Genomic DNA, 12,751 nt, shown 5'->3' on the forward strand with positions numbered 1-12,751 from the left:
CCACAGACGGCGACGGCCGCGAACCCATGGGGTTTCGCGGCCGTCGCCGTCTGTGGGGCGTTTCGCACTAGGTGACCGGAGTTTGAAGACAGGCCCTACGTCCAGGACGCCACGAAATAGCCCACTCCGTAGGGTGCGTCCTCGTACAGGAGACGGCCCGTGCCGGCCCGCTTGCCCCAGGCGGCGCTGAGGAGCTGCCACGGGGCGCGTCCTGAGATCTTCAGTTCGCGGGCGAGGTCGGCGTCGAGGTTCGCGAGCGTGCCGTCGGCGTCGAGGTCGCGCAGAGCCGCCGCGATGGCCGCGTCGACACCCTCGGCGCGCTCGTCCAGGTAGCCGGGGGCCTTCAGTGTGCGGCAGGCCGTGCCGTCGCCCATGACGAGGAACGCGACGCGCTCCGCTCCGGTCCCGCTCTCCGCGAGGCGGAGCGCACCATCAGCGTGGTCGAACGCCGAGCCGTCACCCGCCACCTCGTAGCCGCGCACCTCACCGGTCCATCCCGCGCGCGCGAGCAGCCACGCGCCTACGGAGAGGGACGGCGGGAGCGTCGCCTCCACGGCGTCGGACGGCGCCGTACCCAGATGCACATCGAGGTCGACGCCGAAGGGGCGGAAGGAGCCGCGTGCACCCGGCTCGTGGATGCCCGTGCGCGGGCCCTCGCCGATGACCCACACCAGGTCGGGCTCCGCCGCGAGCAGCGCCGCGATCGCCTCGTCGCAGGACGCGCGCGCGGCGTCCAGTTCCGGAGCCGCTCCCGCGGCGACCTCGGGCACGAGCAGGGGCGGACACGGGCAAGCGGCAGCGGCGACAAGCATGATCGGCAGCCTACTGGGCGCCCGCCACGCACGGGAAAGGCGGCCGTACTCCACCAGGCCGCACTCCACCAGGAGGCGAGGCCGGTCAGTCGACGGCGCATCCCCCGGTCATCGCGGGCAGCGGCTCGGGAACGCCGATCTGCGGGAGGCCCAGCAGCACGCCCTGCTTCTTGTCCTGCTCCTCCTGGTTGCGCTTCTCCCACGCGTCACCCGCGCGCGTGCGGCGCACGTTCAGGACGTCGCCCTCGGCGAGCAGGTGGTGCGGAGCGGCGTACGTGATCTCGACGGTCACGACGTCTCCGGGGCGCACCTCGGCCTCGGGCTTGGTGAAGTGGACGAGGCGGTTGTCGGGGGCGCGGCCGGAGAGGCGGTGGGTGGCGCCGTTCTTGCGGCCCTCGCCCTCGGCGACCATGAGCTCCAGGGTGCGGCCGACCTGCTTCTTGTTCTCCTCCCAGGAGATCTCCTCCTGGAGGGCGACAAGACGCTCGTAGCGCGCCTGGACGACCTCCTTGGGGATCTGCCCCTCCATGGTCGCGGCCGGGGTTCCGGGGCGCTTGGAGTACTGGAAGGTGAAGGCGTTGGCGAAGCGGGCCTCGCGCACGGCGTGCATCGTCTGCTCGAAGTCCTCCTCGGTCTCGCCGGGGAAGCCCACGATGATGTCGGTGGAGATCGCCGCGTCCGGCATGGCGGCGCGGACCTTGTCGATGATGCCGAGGAAGCGCTCCTGGCGGTACGAGCGGCGCATCGCCTTGAGGACCGTGTCCGAACCGGACTGCATCGGCATGTGCAGCTGCGGCATCACGTTCGGCGTCTCGGCCATGGCGGCGATCACGTCGTCCGTGAAGTCGCGCGGGTGCGGGGACGTGAAGCGCACGCGCTCCAGGCCCTCGATGCCGCCACAGGCGCGCAGCAGCTTGCTGAAGGCCTCACGGTCGCCGATGTCGCTCCCGTAGGCGTTGACGTTCTGGCCGAGCAGCGTGATCTCGGAGACGCCCTCGCCGACCAGGGCCTCGATCTCCGCGAGGATGTCGCCCGTCCTGCGGTCCTTCTCCTTGCCGCGCAGCGCCGGGACGATGCAGAAGGTGCAGGTGTTGTTGCAACCGACCGAGATGGACACCCAGGCCGCGTACGCGCTCTCGCGGCGGGTGGGCAGCGTGGAGGGGAACGCCTCAAGGGACTCGGCGATCTCGACCTGGGCCTCCTCCTGGACGCGAGCGCGCTCCAGGAGGACGGGCAGCTTGCCGATGTTGTGCGTGCCGAAGACGACGTCCACCCAGGGCGCCTTCTTCACGATGGTGTCGCGGTCCTTCTGGGCGAGGCAGCCGCCCACGGCGATCTGCATGCCCGGGCGCGACACCTTCCTGGGGGCAAGGCGACCGAGGTTGCCGTACAGCTTGTTGTCAGCGTTCTCCCGCACCGCGCACGTGTTGAAGACCACGACGTCGGCGTCGCCGTCGGAGCCCTCGGGGGCGCGCACGTACCCCGCCCCCTCCAGCAGGCCCGACAACCGTTCCGAGTCGTGGACGTTCATCTGACACCCGTAGGTGAGTACTTCATAGGTCTTGGGTGAACGGTCGTCCACGGCCGGACGCGGGTCGCTGCTGCTCATGACAACAAGGGTATGGGGTTCCCGGAGTGCTTCTGTGGCGCCGTCCTCGTCCTCCCCGCGCCGTGGCAACGGCGTCACCGAACGTGACCACAAGGGGACGTTCCGAACCTGGCCACCGCGCGCCCCCAGCTGGCAGGATCACGCCATGCCGCAGCCGCCCCTCCGCGTGACCCGCCGCAGCGCCCTCATGGGTTCAGTGGCCGGACTCGTGGTGTTCGGCCTGCTGTTGTGGTGGCTGCTGCCGCTCGGCGAGCAGTCACCCCGGGGCCAGGTGACCTTCAGCACCGGCGCGCGCACGGGCGTCTACGAGAGGTACGGCAAGCTCCTCAAGCGTGCCGTGGATCGCGACCTGCCCGACCTGGGGGTCAATCTCACCGGCAGCCAGGGCTCCTGGGAGAACGTGGAGCGGGTGGCCACCGGAAAGGCCGACTTCACCATCGCCGCGGCGGACGCGGTCGCCAAGTACCAGTCCGAGGGCCGGGCCGGCGCGGACCGGCTGCGCGGCTGCGCCCGCCTCTACGACGACTACATGCAGCTCGTCGTGAAGCGGTCCTCATCCGTGCGGAAGGTCGCCGACCTGCGCGGCATGAAGGTGGCGGTGGGCGGTCGGAGTTCGGGGGTCCGGCTGATCGCCGAGCGGATCCTGAAGGCTGCGGGGCTCGACGTCCACAAGGACGTCACCGAGGTGGGCATCGGCATAGACGCCATGCCGCGCGCCCTGGAGTCCGGTGAGATCGACGCGTTCTTCTGGTCCGGGGGTCTGCCCACCAACCACGTAAGGGAATTGTCCGAGGACGCCCCGATCCGGCTCGTCGAACTCGGCTCGCTGGTCGACAAATTGCACGCCATGGGCGGCTACTCGCGCTACTACCGGGCCGCCGTGATGCCCGCCGACGCCTACCCGGCGGCCCAACAGGGCGAGCCCGTCAACACGTTGGCGGTGGCGAACCTGCTGGTGACGACCGACCGGGTGGACCCTGAGCTGACCGAGGCGGTCACCCGCACCGTCATCGACAGCCGCGATCACATCGGGGCGAAGGTGCACGCGGCCCAGCTCGTCGACCTCAGAACGGCCGTCTACACCGACCCCCTCACCCTCCACGAGGGCGCGCGCCGCTACTACCTCTCGGTCAAGCCCTGAGCGGCCGTCTCCCGGCCTGAACCGTTCCCCCCGCGGCTCGCTTCGCCGCCCGCCTCCACGGCCCCCTGAACAGGCACCGGCGCCGTCCTGGGCACCCGCAGCGTCACCTCCAGGCCCTGCGGTTCACGCCGCGCGTACCCGAGGGAGCCGCCGCCCGCCGTCAGCAGGGCCCGCGAGATGGACAGACCGAGGCCCGAACCCTTGATGTTCTGGTGCTGCCCGCTGCGCCAGAACCGGTCGCCGATCCGGGCGAGTTCCTCTTCGCTCAGGCCCGGCCCGCCGTCCGCGACCTCGATCACCGTCGCGTCGCCGGTGGCCTTGGCCGTGACGGTCACCTGCTCACCCTCGGGCGTGAACTTCAGGGCGTTGTCGACCACGGCATCCAGGGCGCTGGACAGCGCGACCGGATCGGCCCAGCCGGTCACCGCAGGGCAGTTGGCCACGAGTCGTACGCCCTTCTGGTCCGCCAGCGGGCGCCAGGCCTCCACCCGCTCGGCGGCCAGCTCGCCGATATCGGTGAGCTGAAGGTCCGCGGCGGCGTGCTCGGCCAGGGCCAGGTCGAGCAGGTCGTCGAGGACCCGGCCGAGGCGCTTGCCCTCGGCCTTGACCGACCCGATCTCCTCGTTCCCCTCCGGCAGTTCGAGCGCCAGTACGTCTATGCGCAGCATCAGGGCGGCGAGCGGGTTGCGTAGCTGGTGCGAGGCGTCGGCGACGAAGGCGCGCTGCTGCTCGAGCACGTCCTCGACGTTGTCCGCCATCTCGTTGAACGACCGGGCCAGACGCCGAAGTTCCGGTGGGCCGCCGGCCGCCGCGACCCGCGACTTCAGCCGCCCTGTGGCGATGTCGTGGGTCGTCGCGTCCAGAACTCGTACGGGCCGGAGCACCCAGCCGGTCAGCCGCAGCGCGGCGCCCACGGCGAGCAGCATCGCGGCCACCTCACCGGCGCCGATGACCAGCCAGCCGCGCAGTGTCTTGCTGCGCATCGCTCCGGTCGGCGATTCGGTGACCACGACCGCGACGACGTCCCCGTCCCGGATGACGGGCGACGCGACCACGAGCCTGCCGCGCTGCCACGGCCACACCTGCGGCGGATTGTGGCTGCCGCGCGAGTACAGCGCCTCGTCGAACGCGGCACGCAGCACACCGTCGGAGCCGGGCGGCGGCACTCGGAAATCGCCGGGCGCACGCCCCATGGGCTCCTCGTCCCGGTAGAAGACGCCCGCCTTGATGCCGTACACCTCGTGGTAGCGGGCGAGTTCGGTGCGCAATGTCTGCTGCCGCTCGTCGCTCACCAGCTTCTCGCCCTTGCCCGCCTTGTCCGGGCGCGTGGTCACGAACTGCGCGAGGGAAGCGAACCGCGCGGTGTCGTCGATGCGGTCGACGACCACCTTCTGCTGCTCGGCGGAGGCGACGCTCACGGCCAGCGGAAAGCCGAGTGCGAGCAGCACGCCCGCCATGAGGACGATGAGCAGGGGAAGAAGGCGGGCACGCACGCCAGGACTCTACGGCTTCTGTTACGCGGCCGGGGCGACGAGCCGGTAACCGACTCCCCGCACGGTCTCGATGAGCGTGGGCATGCGCAACTTGGAGCGCAGTGAGGCGACATGCACCTCCAGGGTGCGCCCGGTGCCCTCCCAACTGGTCCGCCACACCTCGCTGATGATCTGCTCCCTACGGAAGACGACGCCCGGACGCTGCGCCAGGAGCGCCAGCAAGTCGAACTCCTTACGGGTGAGTTGAACCACCTCTCCCGCGATCGCGACCTTACGGGTGGGCAGATCGATGCTGACGTCCCCGAACTGCACCTCGTGGTCGACGGTGGCGGCGGGTTCCTCCTGCACGGTGCGGCGGCTCACCGCATGGATGCGGGCGAGCAGCTCCCCTATGTCGTACGGCTTCACTACGTAGTCGTCCGCGCCGAGATTGAGCCCATGGATGCGCGACCGCACGTCCGCGCGCGCGGTCACCATGATCACGGGTGTCGTGGTGCGCTTGCGGATCCTGCCGCACACCTCGTAGCCGTCCAGGTCGGGCAGGCCCAGATCGAGCAGCACGACACCGAAGGCGTCCGCCTCGGGCACCAGCGCCTGCAGGGCCTCCTCACCGCTGCGCGCGTGCCGTACCTCGAAGCCGTGCCGGGACAGGACCGCCGAAAGGGCACCGGCCACGTGGTCGTCGTCCTCGACGAGAAGCAGTCTCATTACGCCCCCTCACCTCTCCCGCACGATTCATCAAGGCATCCACTCCGAAAAGTAAGGACGACGTCAAGAGCCTTCCGGTTACGGCCGTGTTCCGTTATGCAGCCGGTATGAGCGCCCCGCGCCCCCTTCACGCATAGTGTCCGGTTGCGGCCGGATCGTTATGCTCAATTTCCCCTCAGATGTAATGACGCTGGTCGTACGGGGTTACTACTGTCCTCCCAACCGAGGAGGACGGAGCAAGACCCCGATGACCGAAGTTTCGGTGACCAAGGACGCCACTCCCCCTGCGGGCGACGCACTGGTCGCACTGAGCCGAGTCAACAAGCACTTCGGCGCGTTGCACGTGCTCCAGGACATCGACCTGACCATCGCGCGAGGTGAGGTCGTCGTCGTCATCGGCCCGTCGGGCTCCGGCAAGTCGACGCTGTGCCGCACGATCAACCGCCTGGAGACCGTCGATTCCGGCGACATCACGATCGACGGCAAGCCGCTGCCCCAGGAGGGCAAGGAACTGGCACGCCTGCGCGCTGACGTGGGGATGGTCTTCCAGTCCTTCAACCTCTTCGCGCACAAGACGGTGCTGGAGAACGTGACGCTGGGGCAGGTCAAGGTCCGCAAGGCGGACAAGAAGGCGGCCGAGGACAAGGCGCGTGCGCTCCTCGACCGGGTCGGTGTCGCCGCGCAGGCCGACAAGTACCCCGCGCAGCTCTCAGGCGGCCAGCAGCAACGCGTCGCCATCGCACGGGCGCTGGCGATGGACCCGAAGGTGATGCTCTTCGACGAGCCGACGTCGGCGCTCGACCCGGAAATGATCAACGAGGTCCTGGAAGTGATGCAGCAGCTCGCCCGGGACGGCATGACGATGGTGGTGGTCACGCACGAGATGGGCTTCGCCCGCTCCGCGGCCAACCGCGTCGTCTTCATGGCGGACGGCCGGATCGTCGAGGAGGCCGTCCCCGACCAGTTCTTCAGCAATCCGCGCAGCGACCGGGCCAAGGACTTCCTGTCGAAGATCCTGCACCACTAGACGCGCGCCCCGCGCGGGGCCGCAACTGGCGCCCCGCGCGCGCGTGTTGCCTTTTCCCTACTGCCGAATCTGCCGACACGAAGGATGTTCACCATGAAGCTCCGTAAGTCCGCCGCAGCGGCCGCTGCCGTCGCCGCGCTCGCGCTCACCGCCACCGCCTGTGGCGGCGAGTCCGGCAACGCCGGTGACAAGCCCGCCGGGGCCTCGGGTGGCAAGAACCAGCCGAAGCTGCCCACGTACGCGGTGAAGAGCGATGTGAAGGTCGACTCCGCGACCCTGAAGAAGGCCCAGAAGGCCGGCAAGATCGTCATCGGTTCCAAGGACGACCAGCCGTACCTGGGCTTCCAGGACTCCAGCGGCAAGCGCTCCGGCTTCGACATCGAGATCGCCAAGATGGTCGCGGCCGACCTCGGGTTCAAGGCCGACCAGATCACGTTCAAGACGATCGACTCCGGCGTGCGCGAGACCACCATCTCCAAGGGCGATGTCGACCTCTACGTAGGCACGTACACGATCAACGACGAGCGCAAGAAGCAGGTCGGCTTCGCGGGCCCGTACATGCAGGCCGGCGCCGACCTCCTCGTCCGGAGTGCCGAGAAGGGCATCACGGGCCCGACGTCCCTGAAGGGCAAGAAGGTCTGCTCCATCAAGGGCTCGACCCCGCTGCAGGAGATCAAGAAGCCCAAGTACGGCGCCGAGACCGTCGAGCTGGCGAAGTACTCCGAGTGCGTGCAGCAGCTGCTCAACAACGAGGTCGACGCCGTCACCACCGACGACGCGATCCTGAAGGGCTACGCCGCGCAGAACCCGAAGAAGCTCAAGGTCGTCGGCAAGCCCTTCACTGAGGAGCCGTACGGCGTCGGCATGGGCAAGGACGACAAGGCCCTGCGCGACGCGGTCGCCGACGCCCTGGAGGCGCACGAGAAGAACGGCGACTACAAGAAGGCCTACGACGCGACGCTCGGCCTCTCCGGCGCCGAGTACACCGAGCCGCCGGCCCTGGAGCGCTACTGAGCGCTGCTGAGCGTTCAGCGCCCCTGAGCGTCCAGCCGCCTGTCTCTCGCAGGCAGTGAGTTGACCGTGTCCCTGTCGCCGTCACACCGAGCACGACGTCCGTGACGGCGTACGGGGCGCGGCTCCCCCTGCCCGACCGCTGCCGCCCCACGAGGAACTCCCCGTGAATGTACTGCTCGACCACCTTTCGGAATTCCGCGAGGGATTCCTCGGCACCATAGGCCTGACCCTGGCCAGTGGCCTCCTCGCGATGCTGCTCGGCACGGTCCTCGCCGGCTTCCGGGTCTCGCCCGTACCGCCCCTGCGGTACTTCGGCACCGCCTGGGTCACGCTGTTCCGCAACACCCCGCTGACGCTGCTGTTCCTCGTCATCTGGTTCGCGGTGCCCCAGGTCCTCGACTTCGGCTTCAGCCCGTGGGTCAAGGCCCTGATCGTGCTGAGCTGCTACACCTCGTCGTTCGTCTGCGAGGCGGTGCGCTCCGGCATCAGCACCGTGCCGCTCGGGCAGGCCGAGGCGGCGCGCTCGATCGGCATGTCGTTCTTCCAGACGCTCGGCCTGATCATCCTGCCGCAGGCGGTGCGCACCGTGCTGCCGCCGCTGAGCTCCATCTTCATCGCGCTGACCAAGAACTCGGCCATCGCGGGCGCCTTCAGCGTCACCGAACTGTTCGGCTGGCAGAAGCTGTTGAGCGACCAGGGGTACCCGATCGCCTGGGTCTTCCTGTGGGTGGCACTCGGCTACCTGGTCATCACCTTCGCCATCAGCATCTTGTTCCGGGTGCTCGAGAGGACCCTGGAGGTCGCCCGATGAGTGCCAGCGTTCTCTACGACGCCCCGGGCCCCAAGGCCCGCACGCGCAACCGGCTCTACACCGTCGTCGGTACGCTCGCGGTCGTCGGCCTCATCGTCTTCGTGGTCGCGCAGCTCGCGTCCAAGGACCAGTTCGCCGCCGCCAAGTGGGACATCTTCAACTACGCCAACGTCCGGGTGGCGATCCGTGACGGCATCCTGACCACCCTGAAGGTCTTCGCCGCCGCGGGCGCGCTCTCGCTGGTGTTCGGCGTCGTCCTGGCGGTGGCCCGTTACTCGGACCACCGGCCGATCCGCTGGTTCGCAACAGGCTTCATCGAGCTGTTCCGCGCCATCCCGCTGCTGATCACCATTTACGCCCTGTGGGTTCTTTTCCTCACCTACAAGAGCGACCTGGGCGTCATCGGCGAGAACAACGCCTTCTGGGCGCTGGTGATCGGCCTGACGGTCTACAACAGCTCGGTTCAGGCCGAGGTGCTGCGGGCCGGTTTCCAGGCCGTGCCGCGCGGCCAGGTCGAGGCGGCCTACGCGCTGGGGCTGCGCAAGTATCAAGTGATGACCATGCTGCTGCTGCCGCAGGCGATCCGCTCGATGCTGCCGACGATTATCAGCCAGCTGGTGGTCACCCTCAAGGACACCTCGCTCGGCTACATCATCACGTACGCGGAGCTCCTGTACGCGGCCCGCAAGCTGGCCAACAACACGCTTGTTGAGGGCGAATACCCGTACGTTCCGGTACTCGTCGTGACCGGCACGATCTACGTCCTGATGTGTCTGGCCCTGTCCGGGCTCGCCAACTGGATCGAGCGGCGCGGCCGCCGCGCCAAGACCGGCATCAAGGTGGCCGCGGCCGCCGAACCCGTCGCCGAGGGTGGCCTGATGGACGCCGCGGACCTGCCCGGCGGGGCCGGCCACGGCGCGGCCGCCTCCGAGGCCGCCACCGAACGGCCGCAGACCGATGACCGATCCGAAGGACCCGGTTCGCCAAGGAGTTGACCCGACCCCGGGCGCGGGGCCTGAGCTGCACGGCGGCAGTGGCGTGATCGCCACTGCCGCCGTCACTTGACGCAAGCACCGGCAATGGGTTGCATACGCTCTGTGAACGCGCACCCCGCTCCAACTGCCCGTCCTTGTACGTCCAGTACGCCGCCCGTGCCTTGGCACGGGGCACTTTCCGGCGGGTCTCTCGGGGCGGGAGGGGCCGCGCCGTGGACCCGGTGATCGTCGTAGGCGCGGGTCCCGTCGGGCTCGCGCTGTCCCTCACCCTCGCGCGGCACGGCGTACCCTCCGTGATCCTCGACGAGGGCCCCGGCAAGGACGAACAGCGACCCGCCCGCACGGTGGTGCTGCGCGAGGACACCGCGGCGCTGGCCGAGCGGCTCGCGGGTACGTCGTTCGAGGGGATCGGCACCCGCTGGACCGGCTGGCGCTCCATGCGCCGCAAGCAAGTGATGGGTGTGCTCACCTTCGGTGAGCAGAGCGCGAAGGGTGAGCCGGGAGCATCCGGTGGACCGGGGGCACCCGGCGGGCCGGTATCGCCCGCCGAAACTCTGCCCGCACCGCTGCACATCGCCCAGCACGATCTGACCGACGCCCTGCGCAGGGCCGTCGACGCCGAACGGCTCATCAAGGTCGCCGTCGACAGCCGCCTCGACTCGCTCGAGGAGGAGAAGACGGGCCTGACCGCACACACCCGCGGGAAGAAGGGCACGTGGTGGCGCGGCAGTTACCTCGTGGGCTGCGACGGGCCGCGCTCCACGGTCCGCAAGCTCCTCGACATCCGCTTCCCCGGCCGCACCGCCGTGGAACGGCACGCGGTCGCCGCGCTGCGTGCGGAACTTCCGTGGCCCGGTGAGGCGTTGCTCCATCGGAACCCTCCGTGGCGGGCCTCGGGCCGCTCGGGCTCGGAGGTCGTCGGCCGCCCCCTCGCCGACGGCGTCTGGCGCCTGGACTGGCTGCTGCCGCCCCGCAGCGACCTGGTCACCCCGGATGTCCTCGTGACCCGCATCCGGGAGACCCTCGCGGGCTGGTGCGGAGGCCCCACGCCGCCGTACGAACTGCTCGACACCGGAGTCCATACGGTCCATCACCGGCTCGCCCGCCGCTGGCGCGTGGGCCGCGTCTTCCTCGCGGGGGACGCGGCGCACCTGCTGGGCGCGCTCGGCACACAGGGCCTGGACGAGGGACTGCGCGACGCCGACAACCTCGCCTGGAAGCTGGCCCTCGCCTGGCACGACGGGGCGCGCTCCGCCGCCGACGCGCTGCTCGACAGCTATCAGGCCGAGCGCCGTGCCGTGGTGGCCGGGCGGCTGCGCGCCGCGGACCAGGCGCTGCCGATACTGCGCGGTGGTGGCGGGCTGCGGGCGTACGTCCCCGGTGCCGCGCGGGGGCACGACGGGCTGCTCACGGACGGTCACTTGGGGCACGGGCCGCTCGGCGCGCCGGGGGCGTACTCCGACTCGCCGCTCGCGCCTGCGCGCTCCGAGTCGCAGGTGGAGGTCGGCACGGCGATCGGCGCGCTGATCGCCGATGTCGAAGTGACCGCGCCCGACGGCTCGTTCGTGCGCCTGCGGGACCGGCTCGGCCGCGGGCCGCTGCTCGTCGTCCTCGTCGCCCCCGGGACCGGGGTGTGGGAGCGCAAGCACTGGATGTCGGCGGGTCTGATGCCACGGCTCGCGGCGGCCGTCGCGGCACTCCCCCACGAGGCCGAGCTGCTCGTCGCGGAGCGTTACCCACAGGCCGCGGCGCACACGGTGCTGCTGATCCGGCCCGACGGTCACCTGGTCACCGCGCTGACCGGCGTGCGTCCGGCGGAGCTCTACGAGGCGGCGCGCACGGCCCTCGCCAGGCCCGCGGAGGAGAAAGGTCCGGTGAAGAGCGGCGCCGGCCGCTGAACCGCTCGCCTACCGGTCGGTGAGTTGACCGTCTCCTGCCCCCATGGTGTACTCCGGAGCGTGACGGTCGACACCGATGTACGCCTGTGGCGGAGGGTCCATATGGACCTCATCCGCTACGCGGGCTGTGTGTGTCACCCCTCCTGCTGAATTCGCATCCCTTCCTTTCACGCGCCCGTCGTCCTTCGTCGTCAGCGGCGCGTGCTGCTCGCGATCTCTCAGGACGGTACTGGTGTCCAGTTTCACGCAATCCGCTCCCGCGCAATCCGTTGCGCATTCCCGTACGGCTCCTTCCCGTACGCCGTCGGCCGCGCCCACGCAGGCCGACCTCCTCGCATTCGTCCGCCGCGTCGCTCAGGACCGCGACCTGATCGCCTCGCTACCGCTCGATCCGGAGGGCCGCACATGGGTGCGGCTCGAAGGCCCCGACGGCAGCGAGGCCTGGCTCATCGGCTGGCCGCCGGGCACCGGCACGGGCTGGCACGACCACGCCGAGTCCGTCGGCGCCTTCCTGACCGCGGGCGGCGCGCTCACGGAGAACTCGCTCGCCGCCCGTCTTCCCACCGACGGCTGGAAGACCCTGGAACTCTCCGAGGACGTCGACAGGAAACGGCAGTTGACGGCGGGTGAGGGACGCGCCTTCGGCCGCCATCACGTGCACGAGGTCCTGAACGAGTCCCCCACCGAGCACGCCGTCTCGGTCCACGCCTACTACCCACCGCTCCCCCGGATCCGGCGCTACAGCCGCACCGGTCCCGTGCTGCGTCTGGAGTCGGTGGAACGCCCGGAGGACTGGCAGTGAGCGCCTCACCGGTGGGCATCGACGAGCTTCTCGAGCGGGTCCGCTCCGGGTTGGACCGGGTCGAGGCACGGGCCGCCTTCGACGCGGCGTCCCGTGGCGAGGCACTACTGGTCGACATCCGGTACGCGGAGCTGCGGGAGCGCGACGGCCTGATCCCCGGGGCCCTTGTGGTCGAGCGCAACGAACTGGAGTGGCGCCTCGACCCCCGTGGCAGCCACCGCGCCGCGGAGGCCACCGGTCACGACCTGCGCGTCGTGGTCGTCTGCAACGAGGGCTACGCGTCGAGCCTCGCCGCCGCCTCCCTGCACCAACTGGGCCTGCACCGTGCGACGGACCTGGTGGGCGGCTTCCAGGCCTGGCGAGCGGCGGGACTGCCGGTCACGGAGGTGTGAGGCAGCAGACCGTGGTGGTCCGGGGGCGCGAGGAGCGGGGCGCGCTGGT

Annotated in this window: 13 protein-coding genes; 9 read left to right on the forward strand and 4 right to left on the reverse strand. The window is 70.1% G+C overall.

Translation table 11 applies throughout. The annotated features are described in order from the left end of the window. Nucleotides 1-95 precede the first annotated feature (95 nt). A complete protein-coding gene (locus OKJ99_RS30485) occupies nucleotides 96-812 on the reverse strand; it encodes a class III extradiol dioxygenase subunit B-like domain-containing protein (RefSeq protein WP_326021160.1) in 717 nt (238 codons plus the stop codon). Between the two features lie 85 nt (nucleotides 813-897). Continuing rightward, the gene (miaB, locus tag OKJ99_RS30490; RefSeq protein ID WP_326021161.1) at nucleotides 898-2,421 is read right to left on the reverse strand and encodes a tRNA (N6-isopentenyl adenosine(37)-C2)-methylthiotransferase MiaB; all 1,524 of its coding nucleotides are present in this window, start codon (nucleotides 2,419-2,421) and stop codon (nucleotides 898-900) included. A gap of 145 nt (nucleotides 2,422-2,566) precedes the next feature. Between miaB and OKJ99_RS30495 the strand changes: the two genes are divergently transcribed. Next, the gene (locus OKJ99_RS30495; RefSeq protein WP_407700796.1) at nucleotides 2,567-3,562 is read left to right on the forward strand and encodes a TAXI family TRAP transporter solute-binding subunit; all 996 of its coding nucleotides are present in this window, start codon (nucleotides 2,567-2,569) and stop codon (nucleotides 3,560-3,562) included. On the opposite strand, the gene OKJ99_RS30500 is transcribed toward OKJ99_RS30495, so the two are convergent. Continuing rightward, entirely contained in the window at nucleotides 3,541-5,055 is a 1,515-nt protein-coding gene (locus OKJ99_RS30500) for a sensor histidine kinase (protein WP_326021162.1), read from the reverse strand. The two genes, OKJ99_RS30495 and OKJ99_RS30500, sit on opposite strands and share 22 nt — an antisense overlap. Nucleotides 5,056-5,076: 21 nt before the next feature. Beyond that, entirely contained in the window at nucleotides 5,077-5,763 is a 687-nt protein-coding gene (locus OKJ99_RS30505) for a response regulator transcription factor (RefSeq protein WP_326021163.1), read from the reverse strand. A 247-nt stretch (nucleotides 5,764-6,010) separates the two neighbouring features. Between OKJ99_RS30505 and OKJ99_RS30510 the strand changes: the two genes are divergently transcribed. The 8 genes from OKJ99_RS30510 to OKJ99_RS30545 all read left to right on the forward strand — a co-directional run bounded on the left by OKJ99_RS30510 (nucleotide 6,011) and on the right by OKJ99_RS30545 (nucleotide 12,702). Continuing rightward, nucleotides 6,011-6,790, forward strand: coding sequence for an amino acid ABC transporter ATP-binding protein (locus OKJ99_RS30510; RefSeq protein ID WP_326021164.1), 780 nt, complete (start codon nucleotides 6,011-6,013; stop codon nucleotides 6,788-6,790). Between the two features lie 93 nt (nucleotides 6,791-6,883). Continuing rightward, nucleotides 6,884-7,804: a glutamate ABC transporter substrate-binding protein gene (locus OKJ99_RS30515; protein ID WP_326021165.1), complete on the forward strand. Its 921-nt coding sequence runs from the start codon at nucleotides 6,884-6,886 to the stop codon at nucleotides 7,802-7,804. Between the two features lie 163 nt (nucleotides 7,805-7,967). Next, complete coding sequence (locus tag OKJ99_RS30520) at nucleotides 7,968-8,615, forward strand: amino acid ABC transporter permease (protein ID WP_326021166.1); 648 nt, start codon at nucleotides 7,968-7,970, stop codon at nucleotides 8,613-8,615. Beyond that, the gene (locus OKJ99_RS30525) at nucleotides 8,612-9,610 is read left to right on the forward strand and encodes an amino acid ABC transporter permease (RefSeq protein WP_326021167.1); all 999 of its coding nucleotides are present in this window, start codon (nucleotides 8,612-8,614) and stop codon (nucleotides 9,608-9,610) included. The genes OKJ99_RS30520 and OKJ99_RS30525 overlap by 4 nt, the downstream gene beginning before the upstream one ends. A gap of 212 nt (nucleotides 9,611-9,822) precedes the next feature. Then, nucleotides 9,823-11,508 carry an FAD-dependent monooxygenase gene (locus OKJ99_RS30530; RefSeq protein WP_326021168.1) on the forward strand — a complete coding sequence of 562 codons (1,686 nt, stop codon included), beginning with the start codon at nucleotides 9,823-9,825 and terminating at the stop codon, nucleotides 11,506-11,508. A gap of 102 nt (nucleotides 11,509-11,610) precedes the next feature. Next, nucleotides 11,611-11,658 carry a hypothetical protein gene (locus tag OKJ99_RS43800; protein ID WP_375915856.1) on the forward strand — a complete coding sequence of 16 codons (48 nt, stop codon included), beginning with the start codon at nucleotides 11,611-11,613 and terminating at the stop codon, nucleotides 11,656-11,658. Nucleotides 11,659-11,740: 82 nt separating this feature from the next. Next, complete coding sequence (locus tag OKJ99_RS30540; protein ID WP_326021169.1) at nucleotides 11,741-12,310, forward strand: cupin domain-containing protein; 570 nt, start codon at nucleotides 11,741-11,743, stop codon at nucleotides 12,308-12,310. Next, nucleotides 12,301-12,702 carry a rhodanese-like domain-containing protein gene (locus OKJ99_RS30545; protein ID WP_407700797.1) on the forward strand — a complete coding sequence of 134 codons (402 nt, stop codon included), beginning with the start codon at nucleotides 12,301-12,303 and terminating at the stop codon, nucleotides 12,700-12,702. The genes OKJ99_RS30540 and OKJ99_RS30545 overlap by 10 nt, the downstream gene beginning before the upstream one ends. The last annotated feature ends 49 nt before the right edge of the window (nucleotides 12,703-12,751 follow it).

Origin of the sequence: Streptomyces endophyticus (assembly GCF_035798155.1) — a bacterium.
GTDB classification, from domain to species: domain Bacteria; phylum Actinomycetota; class Actinomycetes; order Streptomycetales; family Streptomycetaceae; genus Streptomyces; species Streptomyces endophyticus.

What these genes read in the sequence shown, in the direction of transcription:
- OKJ99_RS30515 (WP_326021165.1), top strand. Translation starts at nt 6,884, where the DNA reads ATGAAGCTCCGTAAGTCCGCCGCAGCGGCCGCTGCCGTCGCCGCGCTC.
- OKJ99_RS30485 (WP_326021160.1), bottom strand. Translation starts at nt 812, where the DNA reads ATGCTTGTCGCCGCTGCCGCTTGCCCGTGTCCGCCCCTGCTCGTGCCC.
- OKJ99_RS30510 (WP_326021164.1), top strand. Translation starts at nt 6,011, where the DNA reads ATGACCGAAGTTTCGGTGACCAAGGACGCCACTCCCCCTGCGGGCGAC.
- OKJ99_RS30525 (WP_326021167.1), top strand. Translation starts at nt 8,612, where the DNA reads ATGAGTGCCAGCGTTCTCTACGACGCCCCGGGCCCCAAGGCCCGCACG.
- miaB (WP_326021161.1), bottom strand. Translation starts at nt 2,421, where the DNA reads ATGAGCAGCAGCGACCCGCGTCCGGCCGTGGACGACCGTTCACCCAAG.
- OKJ99_RS30495 (WP_407700796.1), top strand. Translation starts at nt 2,567, where the DNA reads ATGCCGCAGCCGCCCCTCCGCGTGACCCGCCGCAGCGCCCTCATGGGT.
- OKJ99_RS30505 (WP_326021163.1), bottom strand. Translation starts at nt 5,763, where the DNA reads ATGAGACTGCTTCTCGTCGAGGACGACGACCACGTGGCCGGTGCCCTT.